Here is a 23,144-nt window from a genome sequence, read left to right as displayed (position 1 = left end):
GCGCCGGGCCTGTTACAACACTAGTCACGGTCCCGCGGGAATGCTCCACCCGGTTAACACGGGGAAATGTGGTCTTGCTCACGCTGGCCGCCGGGTCGCTTTCGCCGCACGGGGGCGGCCTGGCTTTGCCGGTATTCTTGCTGGGGACAAGAGACCAGCAGAACGGACCACCTTGGTACAGATCGAACAGCTCGCCGCACGTACACCGGCAGTTTCCGTGGACGAACTCCTCAACGGGTTCTATCCGTCGCCGCGGTTCGGTGAGGTGTCGTTTTCCAGTTACCGTCCCGATCCCGCCCAGCCGAGCCAGGCCCATGCGGTGCGCGCCCTCGAGCACTTCGCATCCGGTGTGGGCGCGCGTGACGGCGACGGCCTGTTCAAGCGGCTCTTCGGCAAGAAGGACACCACCCGGGCGGGCATCTACCTCGACGGCGGATTCGGCGTCGGCAAGACCCACCTGCTCGCATCGCTGTGGCATGCCGCCCCGGGTCCCAAGGCCTTCGGCACCTTCGTCGAATACACCAACCTCGTCGGCGCCCTGTCCTTCCGCAAGACCGTCGAGGCCCTGAGCCACTACAAGCTTGTGTGCATCGACGAGTTTGAACTCGACGACCCGGGGGACACCGTGCTGATGTCCCGGCTCATGCGCGAACTCGCCGACGCCGGCGTGAAGCTCGCCGCGACGTCGAACACGCTGCCCGGTTCGCTTGGTGATGGGCGCTTTGCCGCCGTCGACTTCCAGCGCGAAATCCAGGTGCTGGCGGACCAGTTCGACGTCGTGCGGATCGACGGCGAGGACTTCCGCCACCGCGGTCTGCCGGCAGCGCCGTCCCCGCTGCGCAATGACGACCTGACGCACCACATGCATGCCGAGTTCGACGGCAAGACCGTGGCCCGCGACGAGTTCAGCACCCTGATCAACCACCTGGCCGGTGTGCACCCAAGCCGTTACCGCCAGCTGTTGGAGGGGATCGAGGGCGTCGTGTGGAAAAACGTGCACACCATCACCGAACAGGCCGTGGCGCTGCGGTTCGTGGTGCTGGCGGACCGGCTGTACGACAAAGACGTGCCCATCCTGGCCAGCGGCGTGCCGTTCGACAAGCTCTTTACCGAGGAAATGATGACCGGCGGCTACATGAAGAAGTACTTCCGGGCCGTGTCCAGGCTTACCGCGCTGGCCCGCGAGGGGCAGAACCACGAACCGTCCTAGGAACCGGACCGCCTAAACACCAAACGCGGAGTCACTTCCGGCCCAACCGGAGCTTCCCACTGGGCCGGAACTGACCCCGCGTTTTCTTAATTGGGCGCAGCCGTTAGCCGTTAAACGCCGAAGTGCCGGCGCCGCCTCTCGGCGGGACCGACACTTCGCTGACGTACCTGGGTCAGAGGCCCGGCTGCCGGGGTTCCCGGGCTGCAGGGGGCTCATCCGCGACGGGACGCTGCTCGGCGACGGGTTCCGTGTTCGGCCTGTCGTCTGCTTGATCCACGAAGCCTGAGGCGCCCCTCTGCACTGCATCGATTTTGTCGGCGTACTTTCCGCCGGTCTTCGAGTCGACGAAATCGCCGGCCTTCTCGATGCCGTCCTTGATGGCCCCTTCGTTGCCACCAATGACTTGCTGAGCCTTGCCCTTCAGATCGTCAAGTAATCCCACAGGCACCTCCCTTCGGTCGCGGAGCCAGATCGCTCCTCCGGATTCGATAGTAACTGCCGGTCCGGACCGTGCCAAGGGTTTGCGTCATCCTTAGGGGCAACTGTCAAGAGTCTTGTGGCCCCGTCTGGCCGCGGGCACGAAAAAAGCAGCCCCAGGGGAGCTGCTTATTCAGTGGGCGATACTGGGATCGAACCAGTGACCTCTTCCGTGTCAGGGAAGCGCGCTACCGCTGCGCCAATCGCCCGCAACCGGAAGAATCCGGAGTGGAATTGTTTGAATCTTTTACACAAGAGAGCGGACGACGAGATTCGAACTCGCGACATCCACCTTGGCAAGGTGGTGCTCTACCAGCTGAGCTACGTCCGCAATATGAAGTCCATGCCGGCCTGGCCGGTGGTGCTGCATCAAGCAAGTTGCCTTGCTTTGGTGGGCGATACTGGGATCGAACCAGTGACCTCTTCCGTGTCAGGGAAGCGCGCTACCGCTGCGCCAATCGCCCATTTTATCCGGCCGAAACCGGAAACCATGGTTTTCACCGAGGTGGGTACGGGATTCGAACCCGTGTATACGGCTTTGCAGGCCGCTGCCTCGCCTCTCGGCCAACCCACCGTGTAAGCAGGATTCCGAAGAACCTTTGCCGTGACAGTGTCCTGCGAGCGGACGACGAGATTCGAACTCGCGACATCCACCTTGGCAAGGTGGTGCTCTACCAGCTGAGCTACGTCCGCATTATTGGACTGCATTTCCTTGCCGTATTCGGCATTTCCTCGCGTTCCAACGAGTAAGAACTCTATAGGAGGTTCCGGGAATCCACAAATCGACGTGCGTCGGCGACGCCCTGAGGGCCCAATTTCCTTGATTTCTAGAGGGTTTCGGAAATTACAGGGCTGTAATTAGTTCGGCTTCGGCCACGGCTTCAGCTTCGGTCCGGCGACACGTTGGACCGCCGGGACGGCGCCGGCGGCTCGAACGGCTTGCCGGGGCATGATGCTCCCGATCGGCGTCGGGGGTTAGGGCGGGGAACGGCTCACCCGGGGCCGATTTCTAAAATCCCTCCGGGTGAGCTAGCATTCAATGTCGTTAGGGCGATTGGCGCAGTGGTAGCGCGCTTCGTTCACACCGAAGAGGTCACTGGTTCGAACCCAGTATCGCCCACTAACGAAATGGTCTGTTCCGCTGACTCGGCGGGACGGACCATTTTGCTTTTCACCGTTGTCTGACCCCCGTGAAAGAGTCTTTGTATGACCGCTCCACTCCTTGCTCATGCCACTGATTACGGCCGGATGTACGCACGCTCCACTTCGGCGCAGTTCTCTGTCCCCTCCATCACCACAGTTATCGGGCAGCAACCCCACGGACTCGACGGTTGGTTCGGCTACATGGGAGCCAACAGCCTGGCCCAGGATCCTGAACTCCCCGGCATCCTGGGAAGCCCGGCCAAGCTGCGCCAGGCGGTAAGCCGGGCAGCCAAGGCGGCGGAGCATCACCGGGATCAGGCCGCGAATCGCGGAGACCGCGTCCACAACTACTGCGAGCAGGTTGCGCTGCGCGCACTCGGCCGGCCCCACCAGATGAAGGAAGCGCGCGAGGCCCTTGCCGCCAACGGTGAGGAAGCCTTCGCGGCGCGCTTCGACGAGTGGTGGGAGCTTTTCCAGGTTGAGCCCATCGCCCCGGAGATCACGGTGTGGAACAAGACGGTTGGTTACGCCGGCACTTTGGATCTCGTAGCAAGGATCAATGGCCGGACCTGTCTTATCGATTACAAGACCAAAGGCACCAGCCGGGACGGGACCGTCAAACCCCTGGATGACAAAGTGGTCATGCAGCTCGTCGCTGGCATGAAGGCGGAGGAAAGCCTGGTGGATCCCGTGGCGGGGGAGTGGGAAGCCTGGCAGCACGGCGAATCCCCAATCCTGCTCGCCGTGGCGGTGGGCGAGACAGAAGTCCGGCCGCAGCGGGCCAATCCCGAAGTTTTGAAACACCACTGGTGGAAGTTCTGTGCGCTGCGGCGTGTTTGGGAGATGTCCGCCGACTCGGCCGCGGCGGGTGCAGCCTTGCTCCCGCTCGCACCTCCCGTAAGGCGCTGAGCCGGCCTGCCTTCAACTGTCGCCCGCGGCACAGCTTGGGTCAGTCGCCCACAGCGTCCCGGCCTCGCCGCACAATGAGTGGGTCCGGTTCGTAGACCACCGTGGTGTCCTTCCCCTCGTAGGGGAACTGGTTGAGGAAGAAGCGCATAGCGTTGATGCGGCCGCGTTTCTTGTCGTTGGACTTGATGGTGATCCACGGCGCGTGGTCCGTGTCGGTGCGGAGGAACGTCTGCTGCTTGGCTTCCGTGTACTCCTCCCACCGGTCGAGTGAAGCCAGGTCTACGGGCGAGAGTTTCCAGCGCCGGACCGGGTCTATCTGGCGGATCGCGAAGCGCGTGCGCTGCTCGCGGCGGGTCACGGAAAACCAGAATTTGTTCAAATGAATACCGGCGTCGACCAGCATCCTCTCAAAGTCCGGCACCTGCCCCATGAAGACGCGGTAGTCCTCGTCGGTGCAGAAGCCCATGACGCGTTCGACGTTGGCACGGTTGTACCAGGAGCGGTCGAACATTACGATCTCGCCCGCCGTCGGAAGCTGCTGGACGTAGCGCTGGAAGTACCACTGCCCCTGTTCCCGGTCGGAGGGCTTACCGAGCGCCACCGTCCTTGCCGCCCGGGGATCCAGGTGCTCGGCGAAGCGCTTGATCGTTCCACCCTTGCCGGCCGCGTCCCGGCCCTCAAACACGATGACGTTCTTGAATCCGCGGTCCTGGCCCCAGTACTGGAATTTCAGTAGCTCAATCTGCAGCAGGTATTTCTCCAGCTCGTAGTCCTGCCGGGACATCCGTTCCTCGTAGGGGTAGTCCTCCCGCCACGTCTCCACAGCGGAGCCCCCGGGGTCAATCAGTTCCGGATCCTCGCCTTGGCCGCCGCTCACCGTATAGCCCAGCTCCACGAGCTCGTCGATCGCCTGCCGCAGGTTGTCCCGGACCCACCAATCCTTGCCGGGCTCCCACAGTCTGGAGGACTCTGCCATCCGGATCTCCTTCACTTCAGCGAATCGTCGACCGGAGCTCTAGAACAAAGCGTAACGAGCCAGTGCATCATGTGGAACGTTCTGATGGCAGGGATTCGATCGGCTGATGCCGGCATGGCCAGCTGAACGCCCAGCGCGGCGCGGACTGCAACTAAACTGGACTGAATCCCTAGCCGCTCACCGTGAGGACAGACTGCACATGGCCATTTTGAATATCCGCATCATCGGTGATCCTGTGTTGCGCACAGTCGCCGATCCCGTGACGGAATTCGGGCCTGAACTGGCAAAGCTCGTCGCGGATATGACCGAAACCATGGAAGACGTCGAGGGCGCCGGCCTGGCTGCGCCCCAGGTCGGTGTGAGCCAGCGCGTCTTCACCTACCGGATCGGCGGCGTCGAGGGCCACATCATCAACCCTGTGCTGGACAACAGCGAGGACTTCCAGCCGGACCAGGTGGAGGGATGCCTTTCCATTCCGGGCCTCGGCTTCCCGGTCCGCCGGCACCGCCACACCCGTGTGACCGGAGTGGACCTCCATGGCAACCCCGTCACCGTGGAGGGTGAGGGCATGCTCGCCCGCTGCTTCCAGCACGAGACCGACCATCTGGACGGCATCCTCTACACCGACCGGCTCGAGGGCGAGGACCGGAAGGCCGCCCTGCGCGCCATCCGCAACGCCAACTACGAAGCCATCACGGAAAAGACAACGACGAAGCGCGCCAAAACGGTCGGCACGAGCTTCGGCGGGTCCAGCTTCGGAATCAACCCGTGAGGGTTCTTTTCGCGGGAACCCCTGCCGTCGCCGTGCCGTCGCTGGACGCCTTGATTGACGCCGGGTTCGACGTCGTGGCCGTCCTCACCCGCCCGGACGCCCCGCTGGGGCGTAAGCGGGTCCTGACGCCGTCGCCCGTGGCTGCCCGCGCCGCCGAGCTCGGGATCGAGCTCATCCACGCGGCCAAGGTTGACGCGGAGGTTACGGCCCGGATTGCCGCCGCAGCGCCCGACGTCGCGGCGATCGTCGCCTACGGCGGACTGATTCCCCGCGCGGCCCTCGACGTGCCCCGCCACGGCTGGGTGAACCTGCACTTCTCCCTCCTGCCGGCCTGGCGCGGCGCCGCCCCCGTGCAGCGCGCGGTCATCGCGGGTGATGACGTCACCGGCGCCGTCACCTTCCGTCTCGAGGAGGGACTGGACACCGGCCCTATTTTCGGCACCCTCACCGAAACCGTGCAGCCCGGAGACACCGCCGGCATCTTGCTGGACAGGCTGTCCCACAGCGGCGCCATCCTGCTCGCCCAGACGCTGTCCGCGATCAACGCCGGCAAAGCCGTGGCGCTGCCCCAGCATGGGGAGGTCAGCCTGGCGCCCAAGCTCGGCCTCGAGGACGGCCGGCTCGACTGGAGGCAGCCCGCGCTGGCCATCGGACGCAGGGCCCGCGGCGTCACGCCCGAACCCGGCGCCTGGACGATGCTGGAGGGCCAGCGGATCAAGCTTGACCCGGTTCAGCCGGCGCGGGAGGCCGCCGCGCTCCCGCCCGGGCAGCTGGCCATGGACGGGAAACGAGTCCTGGTGGGCACGGGCTCACACCCCGTGGAACTGACCCGGATCCAGCCCGCGGGCAAGAAAATGATGGCCGCCGCTGATTGGGCGCGCGGACAGGCAACACTGGAAAGCGTGGTATTCGAATGAGCGACTCCACAACCGGCAGCAACGGCCGCGGCAGGGGACAGCAGCCCCGCGGGCGCAGCGGTGGCCAGTCCGGCTCCCAGCCAGGCGGGCAGCCGGGCAGCCAGGGTGCCGGCGCCGGCAGCCGGCGCAATGCCCAGGGCCGGGAGCGCAATCGCGGCCCGCAGCGCGGCTTCACCGAGAGCGCCCCTTCGCAACGCACCCGACGGGCCGATCCTGCCCGGCTGGTCGCCTTTGAAGTGCTCCGCGCCGTCGCCGCCGAGGACGCCTACGCAAACCTTGTACTGCCCGCCCGCATCCGGCACCACGGACTGGACAAACGCGACGCCGGTTTCGCCACCGAGCTCAGCTACGGCGCTCTCCGCGGCCAGGGCACGTATGACGCCATCCTGGCGCGCTGCGTCGACCGGCCGCTGGACCAACTGGACCCGGCGATACTCGACGCCCTGCGGATTGGCGCGCACCAGCTGCTCGCCATGCGGGTCCCCGCCCACGCCGCCCTGGACCAGACTGTAGGGCTGGCCCGCGCGGTGATCGGCGCCGGCCCCTCGGCCCTCATCAATGCCGTGCTCCGCAAGGTCTCTGCCCGCACCCTCGAGGAATGGCTCGACCTGCTGCTCAGCACCGAGACCGATGCCACGGCGGTCGCCTCCATCCGCTACGCCCACCCGGAATGGATCGTGCGGGCACTCCGTCAGTCGCTGGTGGCCCATGGCCGGACCGCTGCTGAGATCGACGAGCTTCTCGACGCCGACAATGCCGCGCCTGTCGTGAACCTGGTGGCACTGCCCGGTGTGGGCAGCCTGGACGAAGCCCTGGAAGGCGGGGCCACCCCCGGCGAACTCGTCGAAGGGTCCGCGCTCTCGAGCGGAGGAGATCTCGGCCGGCTCGCCTCAGTCCGCGACGGAAGCACCCGTGTCCAGGATGTCGGCTCACAGCTCGTGGCCCGTGCCATGGCCGCCGTCAACCTCCACGGCGGGGGTGGCGGAAACCACAGCCAGAATCCCGGCGGGGAACACCAGGAGCAAACGGGCCAGGGCAGCGAAGACCCAGGGGAACGCTGGCTCGATCTGTGCGCCGGTCCCGGCGGCAAGGCCGCGCTGCTCGGCGCCCTCGCCCGTCAGCGCGGCGCCCACCTGCTGGCCAACGAATTCGCCCCGCACCGGGCCAAGCTCGTCCGCCAGGCCCTGTCGGCAGTCCCGCACGACGCCTGGGAAGTCAGGACCGGGGACGGCCGCGACATCGGTTCCGAGCAGCCGGAGTCCTTCGACCGCGTGCTCGTCGATGTCCCGTGCACAGGCCTGGGCGCCCTCCGCCGCCGTCCCGAGTCGCGGTGGCGCCGCACGCCGAAGGACCTCGTGGACCTGGGCCCCCTGCAACGCCAGCTGCTCAACTCGGCACTCGATGCCGTCAAGCCCGGCGGTGTAGTGGCGTACGTGACGTGTTCACCGCATCCGGCGGAGACCACCGCCGTCGTAAGTGACGCCCTGCGCAAGCGGGAGGACCTCGAACTCCTCGACGCCGGTGCCGCGCTCGACGCCGTCAGCCTCACCGGAGACCTCAGGGCCGGGCACGAGCTCACCGCCCAGCTCTGGCCCCACGTGCACCACACGGACGCCATGTTCCTGGCCCTCATTCACAAGAAAGCCTGAACGCCGGGCGATACTGGCCGTTGGCTAGAACCTGATTTCATCAGACGACTTCACCAGACCGAGAAGGAATCCCGCATGACCAAGTGCTGCATCAACCCGAGCATCCTGTCCGCCGACTTCGCCAACCTTGAGGCGGAGCTGAAGCGGATCGGCAACGCGGATGCCGTGCACGTCGATGTCATGGACAACCACTTCGTGCCCAACCTCACGCTGGGCCTGCCCGTGGTGCAGCGCCTGCAGGAAGTCAGCCCCGTCCCGCTGGACGCGCACCTGATGATCAACGACGCCGACCGCTGGGCGCCGGCATATGCTGACGCCGGACTTGCGTCGGTGACATTCCACGCCGAGGCGTCCATCGCTCCCGTCAAGCTCGCCCGGGAACTCCGGGCACGCGGGGCCAAAGCAGGGCTCGCGCTCCGCCCGGCGACCGGCGTCGAACCGTACCTGGACATGCTTGGCGAACTGGACATGCTGCTGATCATGACAGTGGAGCCGGGCTTTGGCGGCCAGGCGTTCCTGGACCTGACCCTGCCAAAGATCCGGCGCGCCCGGGCGGCGATCGATGGGTCCGGCCTCAAGGTTGCCCTGCAGGTCGACGGGGGCATTACCGAGGAGACGATTGTCCGGGCCGCCGAGGCGGGAGCCGACGTCTTCGTGGCAGGCTCGGCCGTGTACGGTGCAACGGATCCCGGGGACGCGATCGAACGGCTCCGGGCGGCAGGCAAGCGCTAAGGCGACCGCCGTCCGGCAGGTATGCGCCCGGCAAGAATGACCCGGGCCGTAATATGCGGGAGCAGGAATATCGGGAGACGCGACCGGGTTGTGTCACAATAACAAAACACATACGTGCTCCGGGGTCGGTGAAAGTCCGAACCGGCGGTGACAGTCCGCGACCCGCGCGCCAGCGCCCTTCCTCGGAGGGGATGCGAGCAAACGGTTGAACCGGTGAAATTCCGGTACCGACAGTTAAAGTCTGGATGAGAGAAGCACGTACAGCTGTTACTGCGAGGCCATGAAGGCGCCGCATGATTGTGCTGTCGTATACCCCCGGAGCCATCGCGGTTCTTGAGGGAAGGAACGACACACACATGGACTTTCTGCGATGGCTCTTCGAAGCACAGATCCCCGTAGGCGGATCTGTGCTGATTCTTCGCGAAGTGCTTGGCAACATCTTTGGCTTGGCCAGCGCCGTCGGCGGCATGCGCCGGCGGGTCTGGGCCTGGCCCGTCGGCATCGCCGGCAATCTGCTGCTCCTGACCGTCTTCCTGGGCAATGTCTTTGGTTCGGCAACGCCGGCCACGCTTTGGGGCCAGGCCGGACGGCAGGTCATGTTCATTGCGGTCGCCGTCTACGGATGGAATCGCTGGCGCCAGGCCGAACAGGCACCAGGCGCCGGCGCCGCGGCCATTGCGCCACACTGGGCCAGCAACAAGACCCGGCTGCTCCTCGCGGCCTCGCTCGTCGCCGGCACCATGGCGCTCACTCCCGTGTTCGAATCCCTCGGCTCCTACCCGCCGGTCTGGGCCGACGCCTGGACGTTCATGGGGTCGCTCCTCGCCACCTACGGGATGGCGCGCGGCTGGACGGAATTCTGGCTCATCTGGGTTGCCGTCGACATCGTGGGAGTCCCGCTGCTCTTCAGCGCGGGATATTTCGCCAGCGCCTTCATGTACCTGTTCTACGGGATCTTCACCCTGACCGGTTTCTTCGTCTGGTGGCGTGCGGCAAAGGTTTTGCGCTCCGCAACCGAGCCGGTCTCCGGGCCAGCCTCCGCAGCTGACGTGGCGGTGCGGGCATGAGCGGCGGTCGCTTGGCCGCGGCGGCTGACCCCGGCCAGTCCGGCGGGGGCGCTTCCGTCAGCGCCGCAGCCTCTTTCAGCGCCGCGGATCGCTCGGCCATGCAGGCTGCTCTTGCCGCCGCGGCGCAGGGTCCGCGGGGAGCGAACCCGCTGGTTGGCGCCGTCGTGGTCGGCAGCGACGGAACGCCCCTCGCGACCGGTTACCACCGGGGGGCCGGGAGTGCCCACGCCGAGGCTGACGCCATCGCCCAGGCCCAGGCTGCCGGCATTGACCTCCGCGGCGCCGCGATCGTGGTGACCCTGGAGCCGTGCAACCACATCGGGCGCACCGGGCCCTGCGCGCAGGCGATCATCGCCGCCGGCATCACCGACGTCATTTACGCCGTCGACGACCCGCACGATCCGGCTGCCGGGGGAGCCGCGACGCTGCGTGCCGCGGGCATCCGCGTCCGTTCCGGGCTGGCGGCCGACGCCGCACTGGAGCTCAACCGGCGCTGGTTCGAAGCCGTCGCGGCCAGGCGGCCCTTCGTCACCCTGCACATCGCGCAGACCCTCGACAGCCGCATTGCGGCCAGCGACGGCACTAGCCAGTGGATTTCCAGCCCTGAGTCCCTCGCGGACAACCACGCACTCCGGGGCCGGATTGACGCCATTCTGGTGGGCACCCAGACGGTCCTCATCGATAACCCCCGCCTCACGGCGCGGAACGGCGACGGCGAAGAATCCGGCAAACAGCCCCTACGTGCCGTCATGGGTTACCGCACAATTCCCGACGAGGCAGCCATCCACGGCACGGACGGCTTGGTCCTGCATCTGGCCACCCGCGATCCCCTTGAAGCCCTGGACGAGCTGTTTGAGAACGGCGTTCGGCACCTCATGGTGGAGGGCGGCTCGCGGATCCTCAGCGCTTTCCTGGCCGCCGGCGTCGTCGATGAACTCATCATTTACCTCGCGCCGACACTGCTCGGTTCCGGCACGGCCGCCTTGGGCGACCTGGGCATCGCCACACTGGCCGATGCCCAGCAGTGGGAGTGGGACCCGGCGTCAGGGGGCGCCGTGCAGACCCTTGGCCGCGACCTCCGGCTCCACCTTCGCCCGGCGGCGGCCACCCCGGCACAGCCCGCCGCCGCTACTTCATCCGATTCAACCGCGCACCGCACCGGCGCGGACACCGCCACAGGAGGCAATTGATGTTTACCGGAATTATCGCCGAGCAGGGAAAGGTGCTGTCCGTTGAGCGCAACGGCGACGTCAGCGCCACCGTTCGGCTGCACGCGCCCGGCGCCACGGACGGACTGGCTTTGGGCGGCTCCATCGCGGTCAACGGCGTCTGCCTCACGGCCACGCAGATCGACGGCAAGGACTTCAGCGTTGACGTCATTGGCGAAACCCTCGACCGCAGCACGATAGGAGAACTGACGGCAGGCGACTCTGTGAATCTGGAGCGCTGCGTGCCCGCCGGGGGACGGCTGGATGGCCACGTCGTTCAGGGACATGTCGACGGCGTCGGCCAGCTCCTGGAGCGCGAGGGGCTCGGCAACTGGGACCGGCTGCGTTTCGGCGTGCCGGCCGGATTGGCCCGGTACATCGCTGAAAAGGGCTCTATAGCAGTCGACGGCGTCTCCCTGACTGTAGCGGCGGTGAGCCTTCCCAACGACCCGGCGCCCTGGTTCGAAGTCGGGTTGATCCCCACGACGCTGGCCGAGACCGGCCTGGGCAGCAAGGCCCTCGGTGGCAGGGTGAACCTCGAGGTTGACGTGCTGGCGAAGTACACCGAACGCCTGCTGGCGTTTGTCGGCGGCAAGTCGCCCGCAGCCCACGCAGCGCTTCCGGGCGACGCACTCAAGAGCGAGGTGGCGAAATGAACCAAAGCACGGACACGTCAGGCCACGATCTGGCTGAAGAGATCCGCACCGGCACGGACGCCGGCCGCACCGGCCTCGATCCGATCGAGGACGCCATCAGCGCCATGGCTGCCGGGCGGCCGGTCCTGGTGGTGGACAACGAGGACCGCGAGAACGAGGGTGACATCATTTTCGCCGCCCAGCACGCGTCGCCGGCGCTGATGGGCTGGACTGTTCGGTACAGTTCCGGGGTGATCTGTGTACCGCTTGACGCCGACCGGGCCGACGCCCTGGCCCTGCCGCCGATGGTGGCCGTCAACGAAGACGCCAAGGGCACCGCGTATACCGTCTCCTGCGATGCCGCCGTCGGCGTCAGCACCGGGATTTCTGCCACAGACCGCGCACTGACGGCCCGGATCCTCGCCGACCCGCACAGTCGGCCGGACGCGCTGACCCGTCCCGGGCATGTTTTTCCCCTCCGCGCCGTTAAGGGGGGAGTGCGGGAACGTCCCGGCCACACCGAGGCGGCCGTGGACCTGTGCCGGCTCGCCGGCCTGGAACCCGTGGGAGTAATCGCAGAGTTAGTGTATGACAACGGAGAAATGATGCGGCTGGACGGACTGCGTGACTTCGCTAGCGAGCACGGTTGCCCCCTGGTTTCGATTGCGGATCTGGTGGCCTACCTCGAAGCGGGGCACCACGGCAGCGACGCAGCTGATGCCGTCTGATGGAGGAGAGATAATGACGACTTCGGAAACACGAGAAGAGCTGGGCATGCCGCGCCAGCCGCATCCCGTCAGCGCAGGGCCCATCGTTCAACTGCCAACGGCGTTTGGCGATTTCGTGGCGCAGGCTTGGACCGATCTGGCCACCGGTGCCGAACATCTGGCGGTCAGCTCGCCCACAGCCACGGCTGACGGCAAGGCCCCGCTGGTCCGGCTGCATTCGGAGTGCCTCACGGGCGATGTCTTCGGCTCCTACCGGTGCGACTGCGGCGAGCAGCTGGCCTATGCCCTCGAACTGATCAATGAGCTGGGCGGAACGCTGCTGTACCTGCGCGGCCAGGAGGGCCGCGGGATCGGGCTGGCGAACAAGATCAAGGCCTACGCCCTGCAGGAGGCCGGCTTCGACACCGTGGAGGCCAACGAGCAGCTCGGGCTGCCTGTAGATGCGCGCTGCTACAAGGCCGCCGCCCAGATCCTTGCGGAGATGGGCCTGCACGAGATCAGGCTGCTCAGCAATAACCCTGATAAGCAGGACCGGCTCGCCCAAGCGGGCGTGAAGGTGGTGGAGATGGTCCCCACCGAGGTTCCCTCCAGGGAACAAAACCTTCGCTACCTGCAGACCAAGAAGGACCGGATGGACCACCGGCTGGTGCTCGACGTCGAAGCCGCCCCGGCCGCGGGTCTGGGCGGATTCGAGGCCGGGTTCGAGCGGAACCAAGACTGACAGGGCGGCCCTCCCGGCCGTCCGCCCGCTTCACCCGCCAGCGCTGCCTGCCCTCCTGCCCCGCCCGGCAGGACCGGCATGGCCGCGGGCGGCCCCCATCAACAGCATTCAGTGTCAACAGCAAGGAATACCATGAGCGGCCACGGCGCCCCCCAGATCGACCTCAGCACGTTCCAGCCGGAGGAAACCTCCCGGCTCAAGCTGGCCATCGTGGCCGCAAGCTGGCATACCCAGATTATGGACGGGCTCCTCGACGGCGCCCTGCGCGCGGCGAAGGACGCCGGCATCAGCGAACCGACAGTGCTCCGGGTGCCGGGCACGTTTGAGCTCCCCGTCGCAGCAGCCCGGCTGGCCCCGCACTTCGACGCCGTCGCCGCGCTCGGCGTCGTCATCCGAGGCGGCACGCCGCACTTCGAATACGTCTGCGAGGCGGCCACGCTGGGCCTGACCGAAGTCAGCGTCCGCACCGGCGTCCCCGTCGGCTTCGGTGTGCTGACCTGCGATACCGAGCAGCAGGGGATCGACCGCGCCGGGCTGCCGGGTTCCACTGAAGACAAGGGGCACGAGGCCGTCACAGCGGCCCTCGCCACAGCCGTTACCCTCAAGCAGTTCGGCTGAGCCCGCCGCGCTATAGCCCGAACAAATGCAGCAGAAGCTGGGGCTGCCGGCCGCGTGCCGGCAGCCCCGCTGTGTATTGCCTCACACTGCCGTCGTCATGCAGCGGCCCGGCAGGGGTTCCCGCGCCGGGAGCAAGTAGGCTTGGGGCGTGAAGAATTTCGAGTCGCTGTTCGCAGAACTGAGTGAAAAGGCAGCCGTCCGTCCGGAAGGCTCCCGCACCGTCGCCGAACTGGATTCCGGAGTCCACGGCATTGGCAAGAAGGTCGTGGAGGAAGCAGCCGAGGTATGGATGGCTGCCGAGTATGAATCCGATGAAGCCGCCGCTGAAGAAATTTCCCAGCTGCTGTACCACCTGCAGGTTCTGATGCTCGCCAAAGGACTCACCCTGGAAGACGTCTACAAGCATCTCTAGCCGCGCCGGCACGGAACGGCGCCGGACCACCCGGCTGACCCGTGCATTGCGTGGCCGACGTGCCCCAGCAGATGCTTCCACACCCAAGAGAGACATACCCCATGCTTAGAGTTGCTGTCCCGAACAAGGGATCCCTGTCAGAAGCCGCCTCGGCCATGCTTGCCGAGGCCGGCTACCGTCAGCGCCGCGATACCCGCGAGCTTGTCATGGTGGACCCGGACAACGACATTGAGTTCTTCTTCCTGCGCCCGCGCGACATTGCCGTGTATGTGGGCCAGGGGACACTCGACGTCGGCATCACCGGCCGTGACCTCCTGCTTGACGCAGAGGTCGAGGCCGAGGAACTGCTGCCGCTGGGCTTCGCCGCTTCCACCTTCCGCTTCGCCGGCCCGGTTGGCGATTTCACCGACATCGCCCAGCTCGAGGGCAAGCGCCTGGCCACGAGTTACGACGGGCTGCTGCGCGGCTACCTGGCCGAGCGCGGCATCAAGGCCAAGGTGGTCCGCCTCGATGGCGCCGTCGAATCCTCCGTCCGGCTGGGCGTCGCGGACGCGATTGCCGACGTCGTCGAGACCGGCACCACGCTCAAGGCCGCCGGCATGGAGATCTTCGGCGAGCCGATCCTGAATTCCGAGTCGGTGCTGATTGGCCGCAAGGGCGAGCAGAACCCGGCCGCCGAAGTCCTCATCCGCCGGCTCCAGGGCGTCCTGGTGGCCCGGCAGTACGTCATGATGGACTACGACATCCGCAAGGAGCTCGTGGAGCAGGCCGCCGGGCTCACCCCCGGCCTGGAATCGCCGACCGTTTCGCCGCTGCGCGACTCGGACTGGGTGGCCGTCCGATCGATGGTGCCCAAACGCCAGACCAATCGGATCATGGACGAGCTCTACGACCTCGGCGCCCGCGCCATCCTGGTCAGCAGCATCCACGCCTGCCGCATTTGAGCGCCCGTCTGCCTAGGCCTTCCAGCACGAACAAGGAGAAGTCATGACTGTCGCCGTGCGCGTCATCCCGTGCCTCGATGTCGACGCCGGCCGCGTGGTCAAGGGCATCAACTTTGAAGGGCTCCGCGACGCGGGGGACCCGGTGGAACTGGCGCACCGCTACGACAACAGTGGCGCCGACGAACTGACCTTCCTGGACGTCACCGCGTCTTCCGGCAACCGGGAAACCACCTTCGACGTCGTCCGCCGCACCGCCGAGGAAGTCTTCATTCCGCTGACGGTCGGCGGCGGTGTCCGCGGCGTCGCCGAGGTGGACAGGCTCCTGCGCTGCGGCGCGGACAAGGCGGCCATCAACACCGCGGCCGTGACCCGGCCGGACGTGATCGATGAGATCACCCGGCATTTCGGCTCCCAAGTCCTGGTGCTCTCCGTCGACGCACGCCGCACCCGCCCGGGTTCGGCGCCCACACCGTCTGGCTTCGAAGTCACCACACACGGCGGCCGGCAGGGGACCGGGATCGACGCCATTGAATGGGCCCGGGAGGCGGCCGACCGCGGCGTGGGCGAAATCCTGCTCAATTCGATCGACGCCGACGGCACCAAGGACGGCTTTGACCTCGAACTGATCCGGCTCGCGCGGGCAGGCGTCAAGGTTCCGATCATCGCCTCCGGCGGCGCCGGCAAGCCCGAGCACTTCCCGCCCGCAGTGGCGGCGGGCGCGGACGCCGTCCTCGCGGCATCGGTCTTCCACTTCGGACCGCTCGACATGATTGCCCAGGTCAAGACCGCGATCCGGCAGGCCGGCTTCGAGGTCCGCTAGAGGCCGACTTCAGCGGACTGCAGGAGCGCGACGGCGTCCGGCTGGCCTTCGAAGGTCACGAGGGCGTGGCGGGTGCGGCCGTGGGCGTGCATGAGAAGTTCCCCCGGCTCGCCGATGATGGCAACCGATACGGGGGCGCGCTTGGCGACATGCCGCGGGCCCGACGGGCTGACCAGCACAATGCCCAGGTCCACGCCGCGGTACAGGATGGCCGCCCGCTTGACGAGTTCGTCCCACAGGGCGTCCGAGTAGGCTTCGTCCAGGGCGCGGGGGGCCCAGCGGTCAACGGCCCGGCGCACGTCCTCGGTGTGGACGAAATATTCGATCAGGTTGGAGCTCTCGTCCAGCGCTTTGATCCGCAGCGGGGACAGGGCAGGGGGACCGGAGCGGAAGGTGTTGACCAGGGCGGCGTAGTCCTCGGGCGTCGTCAGCTTGCCGGCCAGTTCGGCCGTTGCCTGGTCCGAGGCCTTGGAGAAGCGTTTGATGATCAGGCCGAGTCCGACGGCGACTTTGCGCTCGCGCAGGTACAAGTGCGCGGCAAGATCACGGGTACGCCAACCTGCGCAGAGCGTGGTGGCATCAGGGCCGGCGGCAAGCAGGGTCTCGGCCAGGACTTCTCGGGACGGTTCGACGAAATGCATCACTTGTGAAACTAGCACGAGACGGCCGCGCGTGGGCACTGGAACCGCCGCCGAAACCGCCCGCGGGCCAGTGTTAAGCAAACAGGAAAGCTACGAGGCTGGCCGCCTGCCCGGAGGCACTAGACTTGATCTGATGTCTGAGCAGCCCGCCCCCGCCACCACAGTCCTTTCCGGCACCGTTCCCGCCAGCGCCGCCCCGGCCGCCGCACCAACCAGTGCCGCGGCAGACGCGGCGACGGAGCTCTCGACGCCGCCGCATTCGGATTCGTCGTCGAGCCCGCTCCCCGCCGGGCTGGCGGAGGCGCTCAAGCGCGACAGCGCGGGTCTGGTGGCCGCCATCGTCCAGCAGTTCGACACCCACGAGGTCCTGATGCTCGGCTGGATGGACGATGAGGCGCTGCACCGCACTATGACGAGCGGGCGCGTGACGTTTTACTCGCGGTCCCGCCAGGAGTACTGGCGCAAGGGGGACACGTCCGGGCATGTGCAGTGGGTCAAGTCGCTGGCCATGGACTGCGACGGCGATGCCTTGCTGGTCCGGGTCGACCAGGTCGGCGCGGCCTGCCACACGGGAACCCGGACCTGCTTCGACGGCCGCGAGCTTGACGCCGTCGTCGGCCACGGAGGCTAAGCGCCCGCGCAAAGGAAACCTGGCTAAGGAAATCCGGCAAAGGAACCCGGCCGCGCAACCGGCGGAGCTCCTCCGGGCTCCCAAACTTCACGAACCGGACCGCCCGCAGGATCCCACGACCGGATCCGCTGAGGGCCCCACTAAAGAACAGGCGGAAAGCAAAGCCATGCAGGACCTAGGAATCATCAGCCCTGGCCTCGAAGAGTTCCGTGAACTCGCAGGCCACAGCCGCGTCATCCCGGTCCGGCTCAAGGTGCTGGCCGACGCCGAAACTCCGATCGGGCTCTACCGCAAGCTTGCCCAGGGGCAGCCTGGCACGTTCCTGATGGAATCGGCGGCGGTGGGCGGATCCTGGTCCCGCTACTCGTTCATCGGATCGCGCTCCCGCGCCACGCTGACCACGAAGGACGGGCAGGCGCACTGGCTGGGGGAACCGCCCGTCGGTGTGCCGCTTGACGGCAACCCCGTTGATGCCATCCGTGACAGCGTCGCGGCACTGCGCACCAACCGTTTCGAGGGGCTGCCGCCGTTCACCTCCGGCCTGGTGGGCTTCCTCGGCTGGGAAACCGTGCGGCACTGGGAAAAACTCACCAGCCCGCCGGAGGACGACCTCGAGCTTCCGGAGATGGCCCTCAACCTCGTCACGGACATGGCGGTGCACGACAACATGGACGGCACCGTCCTGCTGATCGCCAACGCGATTAACTTCGACAACAGCTCCGAGCGCGTCGACGAGGCTTGGCATGACGCGGTCGCCCGCGTGAAGGCCTTGCTGGAAAAGATCAGCAGGCCCGTGGAGCAGCCCGTTTCCGTGTTGGAAACCGCCGCCCTGGATTTCGCGTCAAGCGTGCAGGAACGCTGGGACGAGTCCGAGTACCTCGCCGCCCTGGACCGCGGCAAGGAGGCGATTGTGGACGGCGAGGTCTTTCAGGTGGTGATCTCCCGCCGCTTCGAAATGGAGTGCGGAGCGGACCCCCTGGATGTCTACCGGGTCCTGCGCAACACCAACCCCAGCCCCTACATGTACCTGTTCAGCTTCGAGGACGCCGCAGGCCGGGAGTACACGATCGTCGGTTCCTCACCGGAAGCCCTGGTCACCGTCACCGGCGACGAAGTCATCACGCACCCCATCGCCGGGTCACGCCCGCGCGGCAAGACGGTCGAGGCGGACAAGGCTTTGGCCGAGGAACTGCTCGCGGACCAGAAAGAACGCGCCGAACACCTGATGCTGGTCGACCTGTCCCGCAACGACCTCTCCAAGGTCTGCGTCGCGGGCTCGGTCGACGTCACGCAGTTCATGGAAGTCGAACGCTTCAGCCACATCATGCACCTCGTATCCACCGTGGTCGGCACACTCTCCCCGGTTGCCAAGGCCTACGACGTCCTCAAAGCCACCTTCCCAGCGGGCACGCTTTCCGGCGCCCCGAAGCCGCGGGCCCTGCGCCTGCTGGACGAGCTTGAACCGCACCGGCGCGGCATTTACGGCGGCGTGGTGGGGTATCTGGACTTCGCCGGCGACATGGACATGGCGATCGCGATCCGTTCAGCCCTGCTCCGCGAAGGCCGCGCCTACGTCCAGGCCGGCGGCGGCATCGTGGCCGATTCGGTGAACCCGGCCGAGGCCCAGGAGACGGTGAACAAGGCCGCCGCCCCGCTGCGGGCCGTCCACACCGCCGGCTCGCTGCACAACATCGCGGCTGACGCAGTCACCGACTTGGCCCCCCACGCCGGGGAGGACAACTGATGGGGGAGCGGGAAGCTGCAGTCAAGTCCACCACCCGGCCCGCCGTCCCCGGCTGGGCCCGCAAATCCACCCTTGTCCTGGTGATCGCCGTCCTGGCCCTCGCCGCATTCGGCACCACCACCCAGACCTGGTTGATCGTGCACCTGGACCCCGCGCAGCTGGGCGCGGCCGCGGCCAGCCAGGACGGCCTGCAGGTTCCGGGCAGCAAGGCCGCGACCACTGTCACCGCCCTGGCCCTTGTGGCCTTGGCCGGCGGTTTGGCGGCGTCCATAGCCGGGCGCGTGGCCCGCTGGCTCATCACGGCGATCATCCTCCTCGCAGCTGCGGGCATCGTCGGCGCCGCAGCCGTGGTGCTGGCGGACCCGCTGTCCGCGGCGCAGGGATCGATCGCGGCCGCCACCGGAATCAGTGGAAGCCGCGTCCAAGTGGACGTGACAGTGTTCCCGGTCCTCGCCGTCGTCGCCGGCTCCCTCTTGGGGATCAGCGCCCTGCTGATCGTGCCGGCCGGACGTTACTGGAAGACCCGCACCAAATATGACGCGGCCGCCGCCGGACCCACAGCCGGAGCCGCCGCCGGCGGGACGGCCGCGCATGCCGCGCCCGCGGACGAGATTGAGAGCTGGGACCGGCTGTCCCGGGGTGACGACCCCACGTGAGCCGACGGGCGCGGCACGCAACGCGGACAATAACACCGCCAAAAAATGGCAGAATGTAAGCAGTATTCATCCTGAGGAGATTTCAATGAGCAAAGCCACTGTTTCCGCATCCACGTCTGCCGCGCCGAAGGGCGTCTACGACGACGTCGACCACAGCGAGGCGCCCGGTCACGGCAACAGCCCGGCCGCGTGGACCTGCGTGATCGTGATGCTGGTCGGCGCCCTCATTGCGTCCATCGCGTTCGTCATCGCCAACACCCCCATCTTCATCGTGGGCGCCGTCATCATGGTGCTCGGCCTGCTGGCCGGCTGGATCATGCGCAAGGCCGGTTACGGCGTCGGCGGCAGCAAGCTGAAGAACACCGGCCACTGAGCGTGAGCGTTCTCGACGACATCAATGCCGGTGTCCGGGAGGATATGGAGGCGCGCCAGCGTCTCGTTCCGCTCGCGGAATTGAGGGAACGCGCCGCCGCTGCGGCGCCCGCCCGCGATGCCTGGGCCGCGCTGGGCGGGAACTCCGATCCCCGGGACGAGCTCAAGGTCATTGCCGAGGTCAAGCGCCGCAGCCCGTCCAAGGGCCGGCTAGCGGAGATTGCCGATCCGGCGTCGCTCGCTGCGCAGTACGCCGGCGGCGGGGCCGCCGTGATCAGTGTCCTCACCGAGGAGCGCCGCTTCGGCGGCTCGCTGGCCGATCTGGACGCCGTCCGTGCCGCGGTGGAGATTCCGCTGTTGCGCAAGGACTTCATGATTGACGAGTACCAGATCTGGGAAGCCCGGGCGCACGGCGCTGACTTGATCCTGCTGATCGTGGCCTCGCTCTCCGATGCCCAGCTGCGCGAATTTACCGCCCTGAGCCGTGAACTCGGCATGAACGTGCTCGTTGAGACGCACACTGCCGAGGAAATAGAGCGCGCCGTGGCCGCCGAAGCGCGGATCATTGGCGTTAACGTGCGCAACCTCAAGACGCTCGACGTCGACCGTTCCGTCTTCGCGGAGCTCGCCGGAGGCATTCCCGCCGGTGCGCTCATGATCGCAGAATCCGGCGTGCGCGATGTCGAGGACGTCAGGCACTACGCCGCCGGCGGAGCCAACGCCGTCCTGGTCGGCGAGGCCCTGGTCAGTGATGCGACGCCCCGCGAGCGGATCGCCGAATTCATGGCCGCCGGCGCAACGGCGATCGCCCGGCGCGCCTGAGACAGGGCGGTCCTGGCGTTTGCGTCCGGGCCGCGAGCGGCACCGGGCCCGCAGACGCCCGGACAATGAGCGGATCTCGTGTGCAGATCCCCAAAGCTAGCAGTGGAACAGGATGGTGAGACTGATGGTCGATGCGCCAGCAGCCGGCTCAGACGAAAGCGCCGTGGACGCGTTCCTGCAGGGCGGCCGCCCGCAGGAACATCCCACGCAGGGCGGTCCCTCCCTGCGGCACGCCCCGGGACCCTACTTCGGGAACTACGGCGGCCGGTGGATGCCGGAGTCGCTCATCGCGGCCCTGGACGAGCTTGAGGACACCTTCGAGAAGGCCAAGGCCGATCCTGAATTCACCGCCCAGATCGCGGATCTGAACAAGAACTACTCCGGCCGGCCCTCGCTGCTGACCGAGGCGAAGCGCTTCGCCGAGCACGCCGGCGGCGTACGGGTCTTCCTCAAGCGCGAAGACCTCAACCACACCGGCTCGCACAAGATCAACAACGTCCTGGGCCAGGCGCTGCTAGCCAAGCGGATGGGCAAGACCCGCGTCATCGCCGAAACCGGCGCCGGCCAGCACGGGGTTGCCAGCGCCACGGCCGCGGCGCTGCTCGGCCTGGAATGCGTCGTCTATATGGGCGCGGAGGACTGCCGCCGCCAGGCCCTCAACGTGGCCCGGATGGAGCTCCTCGGCGCCACCGTCATCCCGGTGACCAACGGCTCCCAGACACTCAAGGACGCCATCAACGAGGCCCTGCGCGACTGGGTCGCGAACGTGGGCAACACGCACTACCTGCTGGGCACCGCCGCCGGGGCGCACCCGTTCCCGGCCATGGTCCGCTACTTCCATGAAGTGATCGGTGAGGAAGCCCGGGCGCAGATCCTGGACCAGACCGGCCGGCTCCCGGACGCCGTCTGCGCCTGCATCGGCGGCGGCTCCAATGCGATCGGCATCTTCCACGGGTTCCTCGATGACCCCTCGGTCCGAATCTACGGCTTCGAAGCCGGCGGCGACGGCGTGGAAACCGGACGCCACGCGGCCACCATCACGCTCGGCAAGCCCGGCGTGCTGCACGGCGCGCGCTCCTACCTCATGCAGGACGACGACGGCCAGACCATCGAGTCCCACTCGATCTCGGCGGGCCTGGACTACCCCGGCGTGGGCCCCGAGCACTCGTACCTTGCGGACATCGGCAGGGTCAGCTACGAGCCCATCACGGACAGTGAAGCCATGGAGGCCTTCCGCCTCCTCTGCCGCACCGAGGGCATCATCCCCGCCATCGAGTCCGCGCACGCCCTCGCCGGAGCCATCAAGGTCGGCCAGCGGCTCGCCGCGGAAGGCGCCGGAGGCGCAACAAGCACAGGGGACGCTGGCAACGCGTCAGAGAAGATCGTGATCGTGAACCTCTCCGGCCGCGGCGACAAGGACGTGGCCACGGCCGCCGAATGGTTCGACCTGCTGCAAAAGGATTCACCGGAGGCCGAAATCGGCAAAGAGGGGGAACAGCTGTGAGCACCAGCCAGGAAAGCGCCAACCAGGGCGCCGCGCAGCCCACCAGCAAGTCGGCGGCGGCCATTGACCGCGCCCGCGCCCAGGGCCGGGCAGCCCTGATCGGCTACCTGCCGGCCGGCTACCCGAGCGTCGCAGACACCATCGCCGCCGGCATCGCCCTGGCCGAGAACGGCGCCGACCTCATCGAGATCGGCATCCCGTACTCGGACCCGGTCATGGACGGCCAGGTTATCCAGGCGGCCACCACCGAAGCCCTCGCGAAGGGCTTCCGCGTTCGGGAGGTCTTCGACGTCGTCCGCGGCATCACCAGCAAGACCGACGCCGCCGTGCTGGTCATGACTTACTGGAACCCCGTGGTCCGGATGGGCGTGGACGAGTTCTCCCGCCGCCTGGCCGAGGCCGGGGGAGCCGGGCTGATCACGCCCGACCTGATCCCGGATGAAGCTGCCGAATGGATGGCCGCCTCCGACAAGTACAGCCTGGACCGGGTGTTCCTGGTGGCACCTTCGTCCTCGCCCGAACGCATGAAGCGCACAGTGGATGCGAGCCGCGGCTTCGTGTACGCCGTCTCCATCATGGGCGTCACCGGCGCGCGGGCCTCGGTCAGCTCCGCCGCCAAGGACGTCGTAGCCGCCGCGCACGCCGCGGGCGCCGAGCGCGTCTGCGTGGGCCTCGGCGTCTCCAACGCCGGCCACGTCCGCGAGATCGCCGAGTACGCCGACGGCGTGATTGTCGGTACCGCCCTCGTCGCGGCCATCCGGGACGGCGGCGTGGATGCGGTAGCCTCCTTGACGAAAGACCTCAGCACCGGCCTCACCAGGGAAGAAGCGTAAGCA

General features: G+C 67.2%; 25 protein-coding genes, 6 tRNA genes and 1 riboswitch. Of the genes, 23 read left to right on the top strand and 8 right to left on the bottom strand.

Going from position 1 to position 23,144, the window contains the following annotated elements; genetic code table 11:
* Nucleotides 1-172 precede the first annotated feature (172 nt).
* Nucleotides 173-1,210: a cell division protein ZapE gene (zapE, locus tag ACFVVK_RS18305; RefSeq protein ID WP_390270167.1), complete on the top strand. Its 1,038-nt coding sequence runs from the start codon at nucleotides 173-175 to the stop codon at nucleotides 1,208-1,210.
* 172 nt (nucleotides 1,211-1,382) lie between these two features.
* On the opposite strand, the gene ACFVVK_RS18300 is transcribed toward zapE, so the two are convergent.
* The 6 genes from ACFVVK_RS18300 to ACFVVK_RS18275 all read right to left on the bottom strand — a co-directional run bounded on the left by ACFVVK_RS18300 (nucleotide 1,383) and on the right by ACFVVK_RS18275 (nucleotide 2,380).
* Nucleotides 1,383-1,652, bottom strand: coding sequence for an antitoxin (locus ACFVVK_RS18300; RefSeq protein ID WP_390270164.1), 270 nt, complete (start codon nucleotides 1,650-1,652; stop codon nucleotides 1,383-1,385).
* A gap of 172 nt (nucleotides 1,653-1,824) precedes the next feature.
* Nucleotides 1,825-1,896, bottom strand: a tRNA-Val gene (locus tag ACFVVK_RS18295).
* Nucleotides 1,897-1,945: 49 nt separating this feature from the next.
* Nucleotides 1,946-2,018: transfer RNA gene (locus tag ACFVVK_RS18290), tRNA-Gly, on the bottom strand.
* A 58-nt stretch (nucleotides 2,019-2,076) separates the two neighbouring features.
* Nucleotides 2,077-2,151 (bottom strand) — tRNA-Val (locus ACFVVK_RS18285).
* Nucleotides 2,152-2,190: 39 nt separating this feature from the next.
* Nucleotides 2,191-2,261, bottom strand: a tRNA-Cys gene (locus ACFVVK_RS18280).
* A gap of 46 nt (nucleotides 2,262-2,307) precedes the next feature.
* Nucleotides 2,308-2,380: transfer RNA gene (locus ACFVVK_RS18275), tRNA-Gly, on the bottom strand.
* Between the two features lie 355 nt (nucleotides 2,381-2,735).
* Here ACFVVK_RS18275 and ACFVVK_RS18270 point away from each other — a divergent pair.
* Together ACFVVK_RS18270 and ACFVVK_RS18265 are read left to right on the top strand one after the other, a co-directional pair.
* Nucleotides 2,736-2,807, top strand: a tRNA-Val gene (locus ACFVVK_RS18270).
* A gap of 86 nt (nucleotides 2,808-2,893) precedes the next feature.
* Entirely contained in the window at nucleotides 2,894-3,739 is an 846-nt protein-coding gene (locus tag ACFVVK_RS18265) for a cytochrome (protein ID WP_390270161.1), read from the top strand.
* A 40-nt stretch (nucleotides 3,740-3,779) separates the two neighbouring features.
* Here the strand turns inward: ACFVVK_RS18265 and ppk2 are convergent, their stop codons facing one another.
* Nucleotides 3,780-4,715: a polyphosphate kinase 2 gene (gene ppk2, locus ACFVVK_RS18260; RefSeq protein ID WP_390270159.1), complete on the bottom strand. Its 936-nt coding sequence runs from the start codon at nucleotides 4,713-4,715 to the stop codon at nucleotides 3,780-3,782.
* 199 nt (nucleotides 4,716-4,914) lie between these two features.
* Here ppk2 and def point away from each other — a divergent pair, with 199 nt between their 5' ends.
* The 13 genes from def to hisF all read left to right on the top strand — a co-directional run bounded on the left by def (nucleotide 4,915) and on the right by hisF (nucleotide 15,938).
* The gene (def, locus tag ACFVVK_RS18255; RefSeq protein WP_390270156.1) at nucleotides 4,915-5,487 is read left to right on the top strand and encodes a peptide deformylase; all 573 of its coding nucleotides are present in this window, start codon (nucleotides 4,915-4,917) and stop codon (nucleotides 5,485-5,487) included.
* A complete protein-coding gene (gene fmt, locus ACFVVK_RS18250) occupies nucleotides 5,484-6,404 on the top strand; it encodes a methionyl-tRNA formyltransferase (RefSeq protein ID WP_390270153.1) in 921 nt (306 codons plus the stop codon). The genes def and fmt overlap by 4 nt, the downstream gene beginning before the upstream one ends.
* Entirely contained in the window at nucleotides 6,401-8,053 is a 1,653-nt protein-coding gene (locus ACFVVK_RS18245; protein WP_390270151.1) for an RsmB/NOP family class I SAM-dependent RNA methyltransferase, read from the top strand. Before fmt ends, ACFVVK_RS18245 begins: the two co-directional genes overlap by 4 nt.
* A gap of 75 nt (nucleotides 8,054-8,128) precedes the next feature.
* Nucleotides 8,129-8,785 carry a ribulose-phosphate 3-epimerase gene (rpe, locus tag ACFVVK_RS18240; RefSeq protein ID WP_390270148.1) on the top strand — a complete coding sequence of 219 codons (657 nt, stop codon included), beginning with the start codon at nucleotides 8,129-8,131 and terminating at the stop codon, nucleotides 8,783-8,785.
* 110 nt (nucleotides 8,786-8,895) lie between these two features.
* Nucleotides 8,896-9,047, top strand: a riboswitch (FMN riboswitch).
* Nucleotides 9,048-9,141: 94 nt separating this feature from the next.
* The gene (gene pnuC / locus ACFVVK_RS18235) at nucleotides 9,142-9,852 is read left to right on the top strand and encodes a nicotinamide riboside transporter PnuC (protein ID WP_390270145.1); all 711 of its coding nucleotides are present in this window, start codon (nucleotides 9,142-9,144) and stop codon (nucleotides 9,850-9,852) included.
* Between the two features lie 98 nt (nucleotides 9,853-9,950).
* Entirely contained in the window at nucleotides 9,951-11,042 is a 1,092-nt protein-coding gene (gene ribD / locus ACFVVK_RS18230) for a bifunctional diaminohydroxyphosphoribosylaminopyrimidine deaminase/5-amino-6-(5-phosphoribosylamino)uracil reductase RibD (RefSeq protein ID WP_390270277.1), read from the top strand.
* On the top strand, nucleotides 11,042-11,716 hold the full coding sequence (locus ACFVVK_RS18225; protein ID WP_390270142.1) for a riboflavin synthase: 675 nt from the start codon (nucleotides 11,042-11,044) through the stop codon (nucleotides 11,714-11,716). The genes ribD and ACFVVK_RS18225 overlap by 1 nt, the downstream gene beginning before the upstream one ends.
* A complete protein-coding gene (gene ribB, locus ACFVVK_RS18220; protein ID WP_390270139.1) occupies nucleotides 11,713-12,423 on the top strand; it encodes a 3,4-dihydroxy-2-butanone-4-phosphate synthase in 711 nt (236 codons plus the stop codon). The genes ACFVVK_RS18225 and ribB overlap by 4 nt, the downstream gene beginning before the upstream one ends.
* A 13-nt stretch (nucleotides 12,424-12,436) precedes the next feature.
* Complete coding sequence (gene ribA / locus ACFVVK_RS18215) at nucleotides 12,437-13,144, top strand: GTP cyclohydrolase II (protein WP_390270136.1); 708 nt, start codon at nucleotides 12,437-12,439, stop codon at nucleotides 13,142-13,144.
* Between the two features lie 132 nt (nucleotides 13,145-13,276).
* A complete protein-coding gene (gene ribH, locus ACFVVK_RS18210; protein WP_390270134.1) occupies nucleotides 13,277-13,762 on the top strand; it encodes a 6,7-dimethyl-8-ribityllumazine synthase in 486 nt (161 codons plus the stop codon).
* Between the two features lie 148 nt (nucleotides 13,763-13,910).
* Nucleotides 13,911-14,174 carry a phosphoribosyl-ATP diphosphatase gene (locus tag ACFVVK_RS18205; protein ID WP_018772463.1) on the top strand — a complete coding sequence of 88 codons (264 nt, stop codon included), beginning with the start codon at nucleotides 13,911-13,913 and terminating at the stop codon, nucleotides 14,172-14,174.
* Between the two features lie 101 nt (nucleotides 14,175-14,275).
* The gene (hisG, locus tag ACFVVK_RS18200; protein ID WP_390270131.1) at nucleotides 14,276-15,118 is read left to right on the top strand and encodes an ATP phosphoribosyltransferase; all 843 of its coding nucleotides are present in this window, start codon (nucleotides 14,276-14,278) and stop codon (nucleotides 15,116-15,118) included.
* A gap of 43 nt (nucleotides 15,119-15,161) precedes the next feature.
* Nucleotides 15,162-15,938, top strand: a complete 777-nt coding sequence (hisF, locus tag ACFVVK_RS18195) for an imidazole glycerol phosphate synthase subunit HisF (RefSeq protein WP_390270128.1) — start codon at nucleotides 15,162-15,164, stop codon at nucleotides 15,936-15,938.
* Here the strand turns inward: hisF and ACFVVK_RS18190 are convergent.
* Nucleotides 15,935-16,579 carry a TIGR03085 family metal-binding protein gene (locus ACFVVK_RS18190; RefSeq protein ID WP_390270125.1) on the bottom strand — a complete coding sequence of 215 codons (645 nt, stop codon included), beginning with the start codon at nucleotides 16,577-16,579 and terminating at the stop codon, nucleotides 15,935-15,937. The genes hisF and ACFVVK_RS18190 overlap by 4 nt on opposite strands.
* A gap of 133 nt (nucleotides 16,580-16,712) precedes the next feature.
* Here ACFVVK_RS18190 and hisI point away from each other — a divergent pair, with 133 nt between their 5' ends.
* The 7 genes from hisI (at nucleotide 16,713) to trpA (ending at nucleotide 23,141) form a co-directional block, all read left to right on the top strand.
* Complete coding sequence (gene hisI / locus ACFVVK_RS18185; protein ID WP_390270122.1) at nucleotides 16,713-17,210, top strand: phosphoribosyl-AMP cyclohydrolase; 498 nt, start codon at nucleotides 16,713-16,715, stop codon at nucleotides 17,208-17,210.
* Nucleotides 17,211-17,376: 166 nt separating this feature from the next.
* Entirely contained in the window at nucleotides 17,377-18,954 is a 1,578-nt protein-coding gene (locus ACFVVK_RS18180) for an anthranilate synthase component I (protein ID WP_390270119.1), read from the top strand.
* Complete coding sequence (locus ACFVVK_RS18175) at nucleotides 18,954-19,610, top strand: Trp biosynthesis-associated membrane protein (RefSeq protein ID WP_390270116.1); 657 nt, start codon at nucleotides 18,954-18,956, stop codon at nucleotides 19,608-19,610. Before ACFVVK_RS18180 ends, ACFVVK_RS18175 begins: the two co-directional genes overlap by 1 nt.
* 85 nt (nucleotides 19,611-19,695) lie before the next feature.
* Nucleotides 19,696-19,983: an HGxxPAAW family protein gene (locus tag ACFVVK_RS18170; protein WP_390270114.1), complete on the top strand. Its 288-nt coding sequence runs from the start codon at nucleotides 19,696-19,698 to the stop codon at nucleotides 19,981-19,983.
* 2 nt (nucleotides 19,984-19,985) lie between these two features.
* A complete protein-coding gene (gene trpC / locus ACFVVK_RS18165) occupies nucleotides 19,986-20,804 on the top strand; it encodes an indole-3-glycerol phosphate synthase TrpC (RefSeq protein WP_390270111.1) in 819 nt (272 codons plus the stop codon).
* Between the two features lie 124 nt (nucleotides 20,805-20,928).
* Nucleotides 20,929-22,308, top strand: coding sequence for a tryptophan synthase subunit beta (gene trpB / locus ACFVVK_RS18160; protein ID WP_390270109.1), 1,380 nt, complete (start codon nucleotides 20,929-20,931; stop codon nucleotides 22,306-22,308).
* The gene (gene trpA, locus ACFVVK_RS18155) at nucleotides 22,305-23,141 is read left to right on the top strand and encodes a tryptophan synthase subunit alpha (RefSeq protein ID WP_390270106.1); all 837 of its coding nucleotides are present in this window, start codon (nucleotides 22,305-22,307) and stop codon (nucleotides 23,139-23,141) included. Before trpB ends, trpA begins: the two co-directional genes overlap by 4 nt.
* Nucleotides 23,142-23,144 lie beyond the last annotated feature (3 nt).

This window comes from Arthrobacter sp. NPDC058192, assembly GCF_042883665.1.
In the GTDB taxonomy this organism is placed as follows: domain Bacteria; phylum Actinomycetota; class Actinomycetes; order Actinomycetales; family Micrococcaceae; genus Arthrobacter.
This window is presented reverse-complemented; position numbering and strand designations above follow the sequence as displayed.

Excerpts from the sequence above, each read along its gene's own strand:
- trpB (WP_390270109.1), top strand. The coding sequence starts at position 20,929 with ATGGTCGATGCGCCAGCAGCCGGCTCAGACGAAAGCGCCGTGGACGCG.
- ACFVVK_RS18265 (WP_390270161.1), top strand. The coding sequence starts at position 2,894 with ATGACCGCTCCACTCCTTGCTCATGCCACTGATTACGGCCGGATGTAC.
- hisF (WP_390270128.1), top strand. The coding sequence starts at position 15,162 with ATGACTGTCGCCGTGCGCGTCATCCCGTGCCTCGATGTCGACGCCGGC.
- ribH (WP_390270134.1), top strand. The coding sequence starts at position 13,277 with ATGAGCGGCCACGGCGCCCCCCAGATCGACCTCAGCACGTTCCAGCCG.
- ribB (WP_390270139.1), top strand. The coding sequence starts at position 11,713 with ATGAACCAAAGCACGGACACGTCAGGCCACGATCTGGCTGAAGAGATC.
- def (WP_390270156.1), top strand. The coding sequence starts at position 4,915 with ATGGCCATTTTGAATATCCGCATCATCGGTGATCCTGTGTTGCGCACA.
- ACFVVK_RS18180 (WP_390270119.1), top strand. The coding sequence starts at position 17,377 with ATGCAGGACCTAGGAATCATCAGCCCTGGCCTCGAAGAGTTCCGTGAA.
- ribA (WP_390270136.1), top strand. The coding sequence starts at position 12,437 with ATGACGACTTCGGAAACACGAGAAGAGCTGGGCATGCCGCGCCAGCCG.
- ribD (WP_390270277.1), top strand. The coding sequence starts at position 9,951 with ATGCAGGCTGCTCTTGCCGCCGCGGCGCAGGGTCCGCGGGGAGCGAAC.
- ppk2 (WP_390270159.1), bottom strand. The coding sequence starts at position 4,715 with ATGGCAGAGTCCTCCAGACTGTGGGAGCCCGGCAAGGATTGGTGGGTC.
- ACFVVK_RS18245 (WP_390270151.1), top strand. The coding sequence starts at position 6,401 with ATGAGCGACTCCACAACCGGCAGCAACGGCCGCGGCAGGGGACAGCAG.
- ACFVVK_RS18175 (WP_390270116.1), top strand. The coding sequence starts at position 18,954 with ATGGGGGAGCGGGAAGCTGCAGTCAAGTCCACCACCCGGCCCGCCGTC.
- ACFVVK_RS18170 (WP_390270114.1), top strand. The coding sequence starts at position 19,696 with ATGAGCAAAGCCACTGTTTCCGCATCCACGTCTGCCGCGCCGAAGGGC.
- ACFVVK_RS18225 (WP_390270142.1), top strand. The coding sequence starts at position 11,042 with ATGTTTACCGGAATTATCGCCGAGCAGGGAAAGGTGCTGTCCGTTGAG.
- ACFVVK_RS18190 (WP_390270125.1), bottom strand. The coding sequence starts at position 16,579 with ATGCATTTCGTCGAACCGTCCCGAGAAGTCCTGGCCGAGACCCTGCTT.
- hisI (WP_390270122.1), top strand. The coding sequence starts at position 16,713 with ATGTCTGAGCAGCCCGCCCCCGCCACCACAGTCCTTTCCGGCACCGTT.
- pnuC (WP_390270145.1), top strand. The coding sequence starts at position 9,142 with ATGGACTTTCTGCGATGGCTCTTCGAAGCACAGATCCCCGTAGGCGGA.
- hisG (WP_390270131.1), top strand. The coding sequence starts at position 14,276 with ATGCTTAGAGTTGCTGTCCCGAACAAGGGATCCCTGTCAGAAGCCGCC.
- rpe (WP_390270148.1), top strand. The coding sequence starts at position 8,129 with ATGACCAAGTGCTGCATCAACCCGAGCATCCTGTCCGCCGACTTCGCC.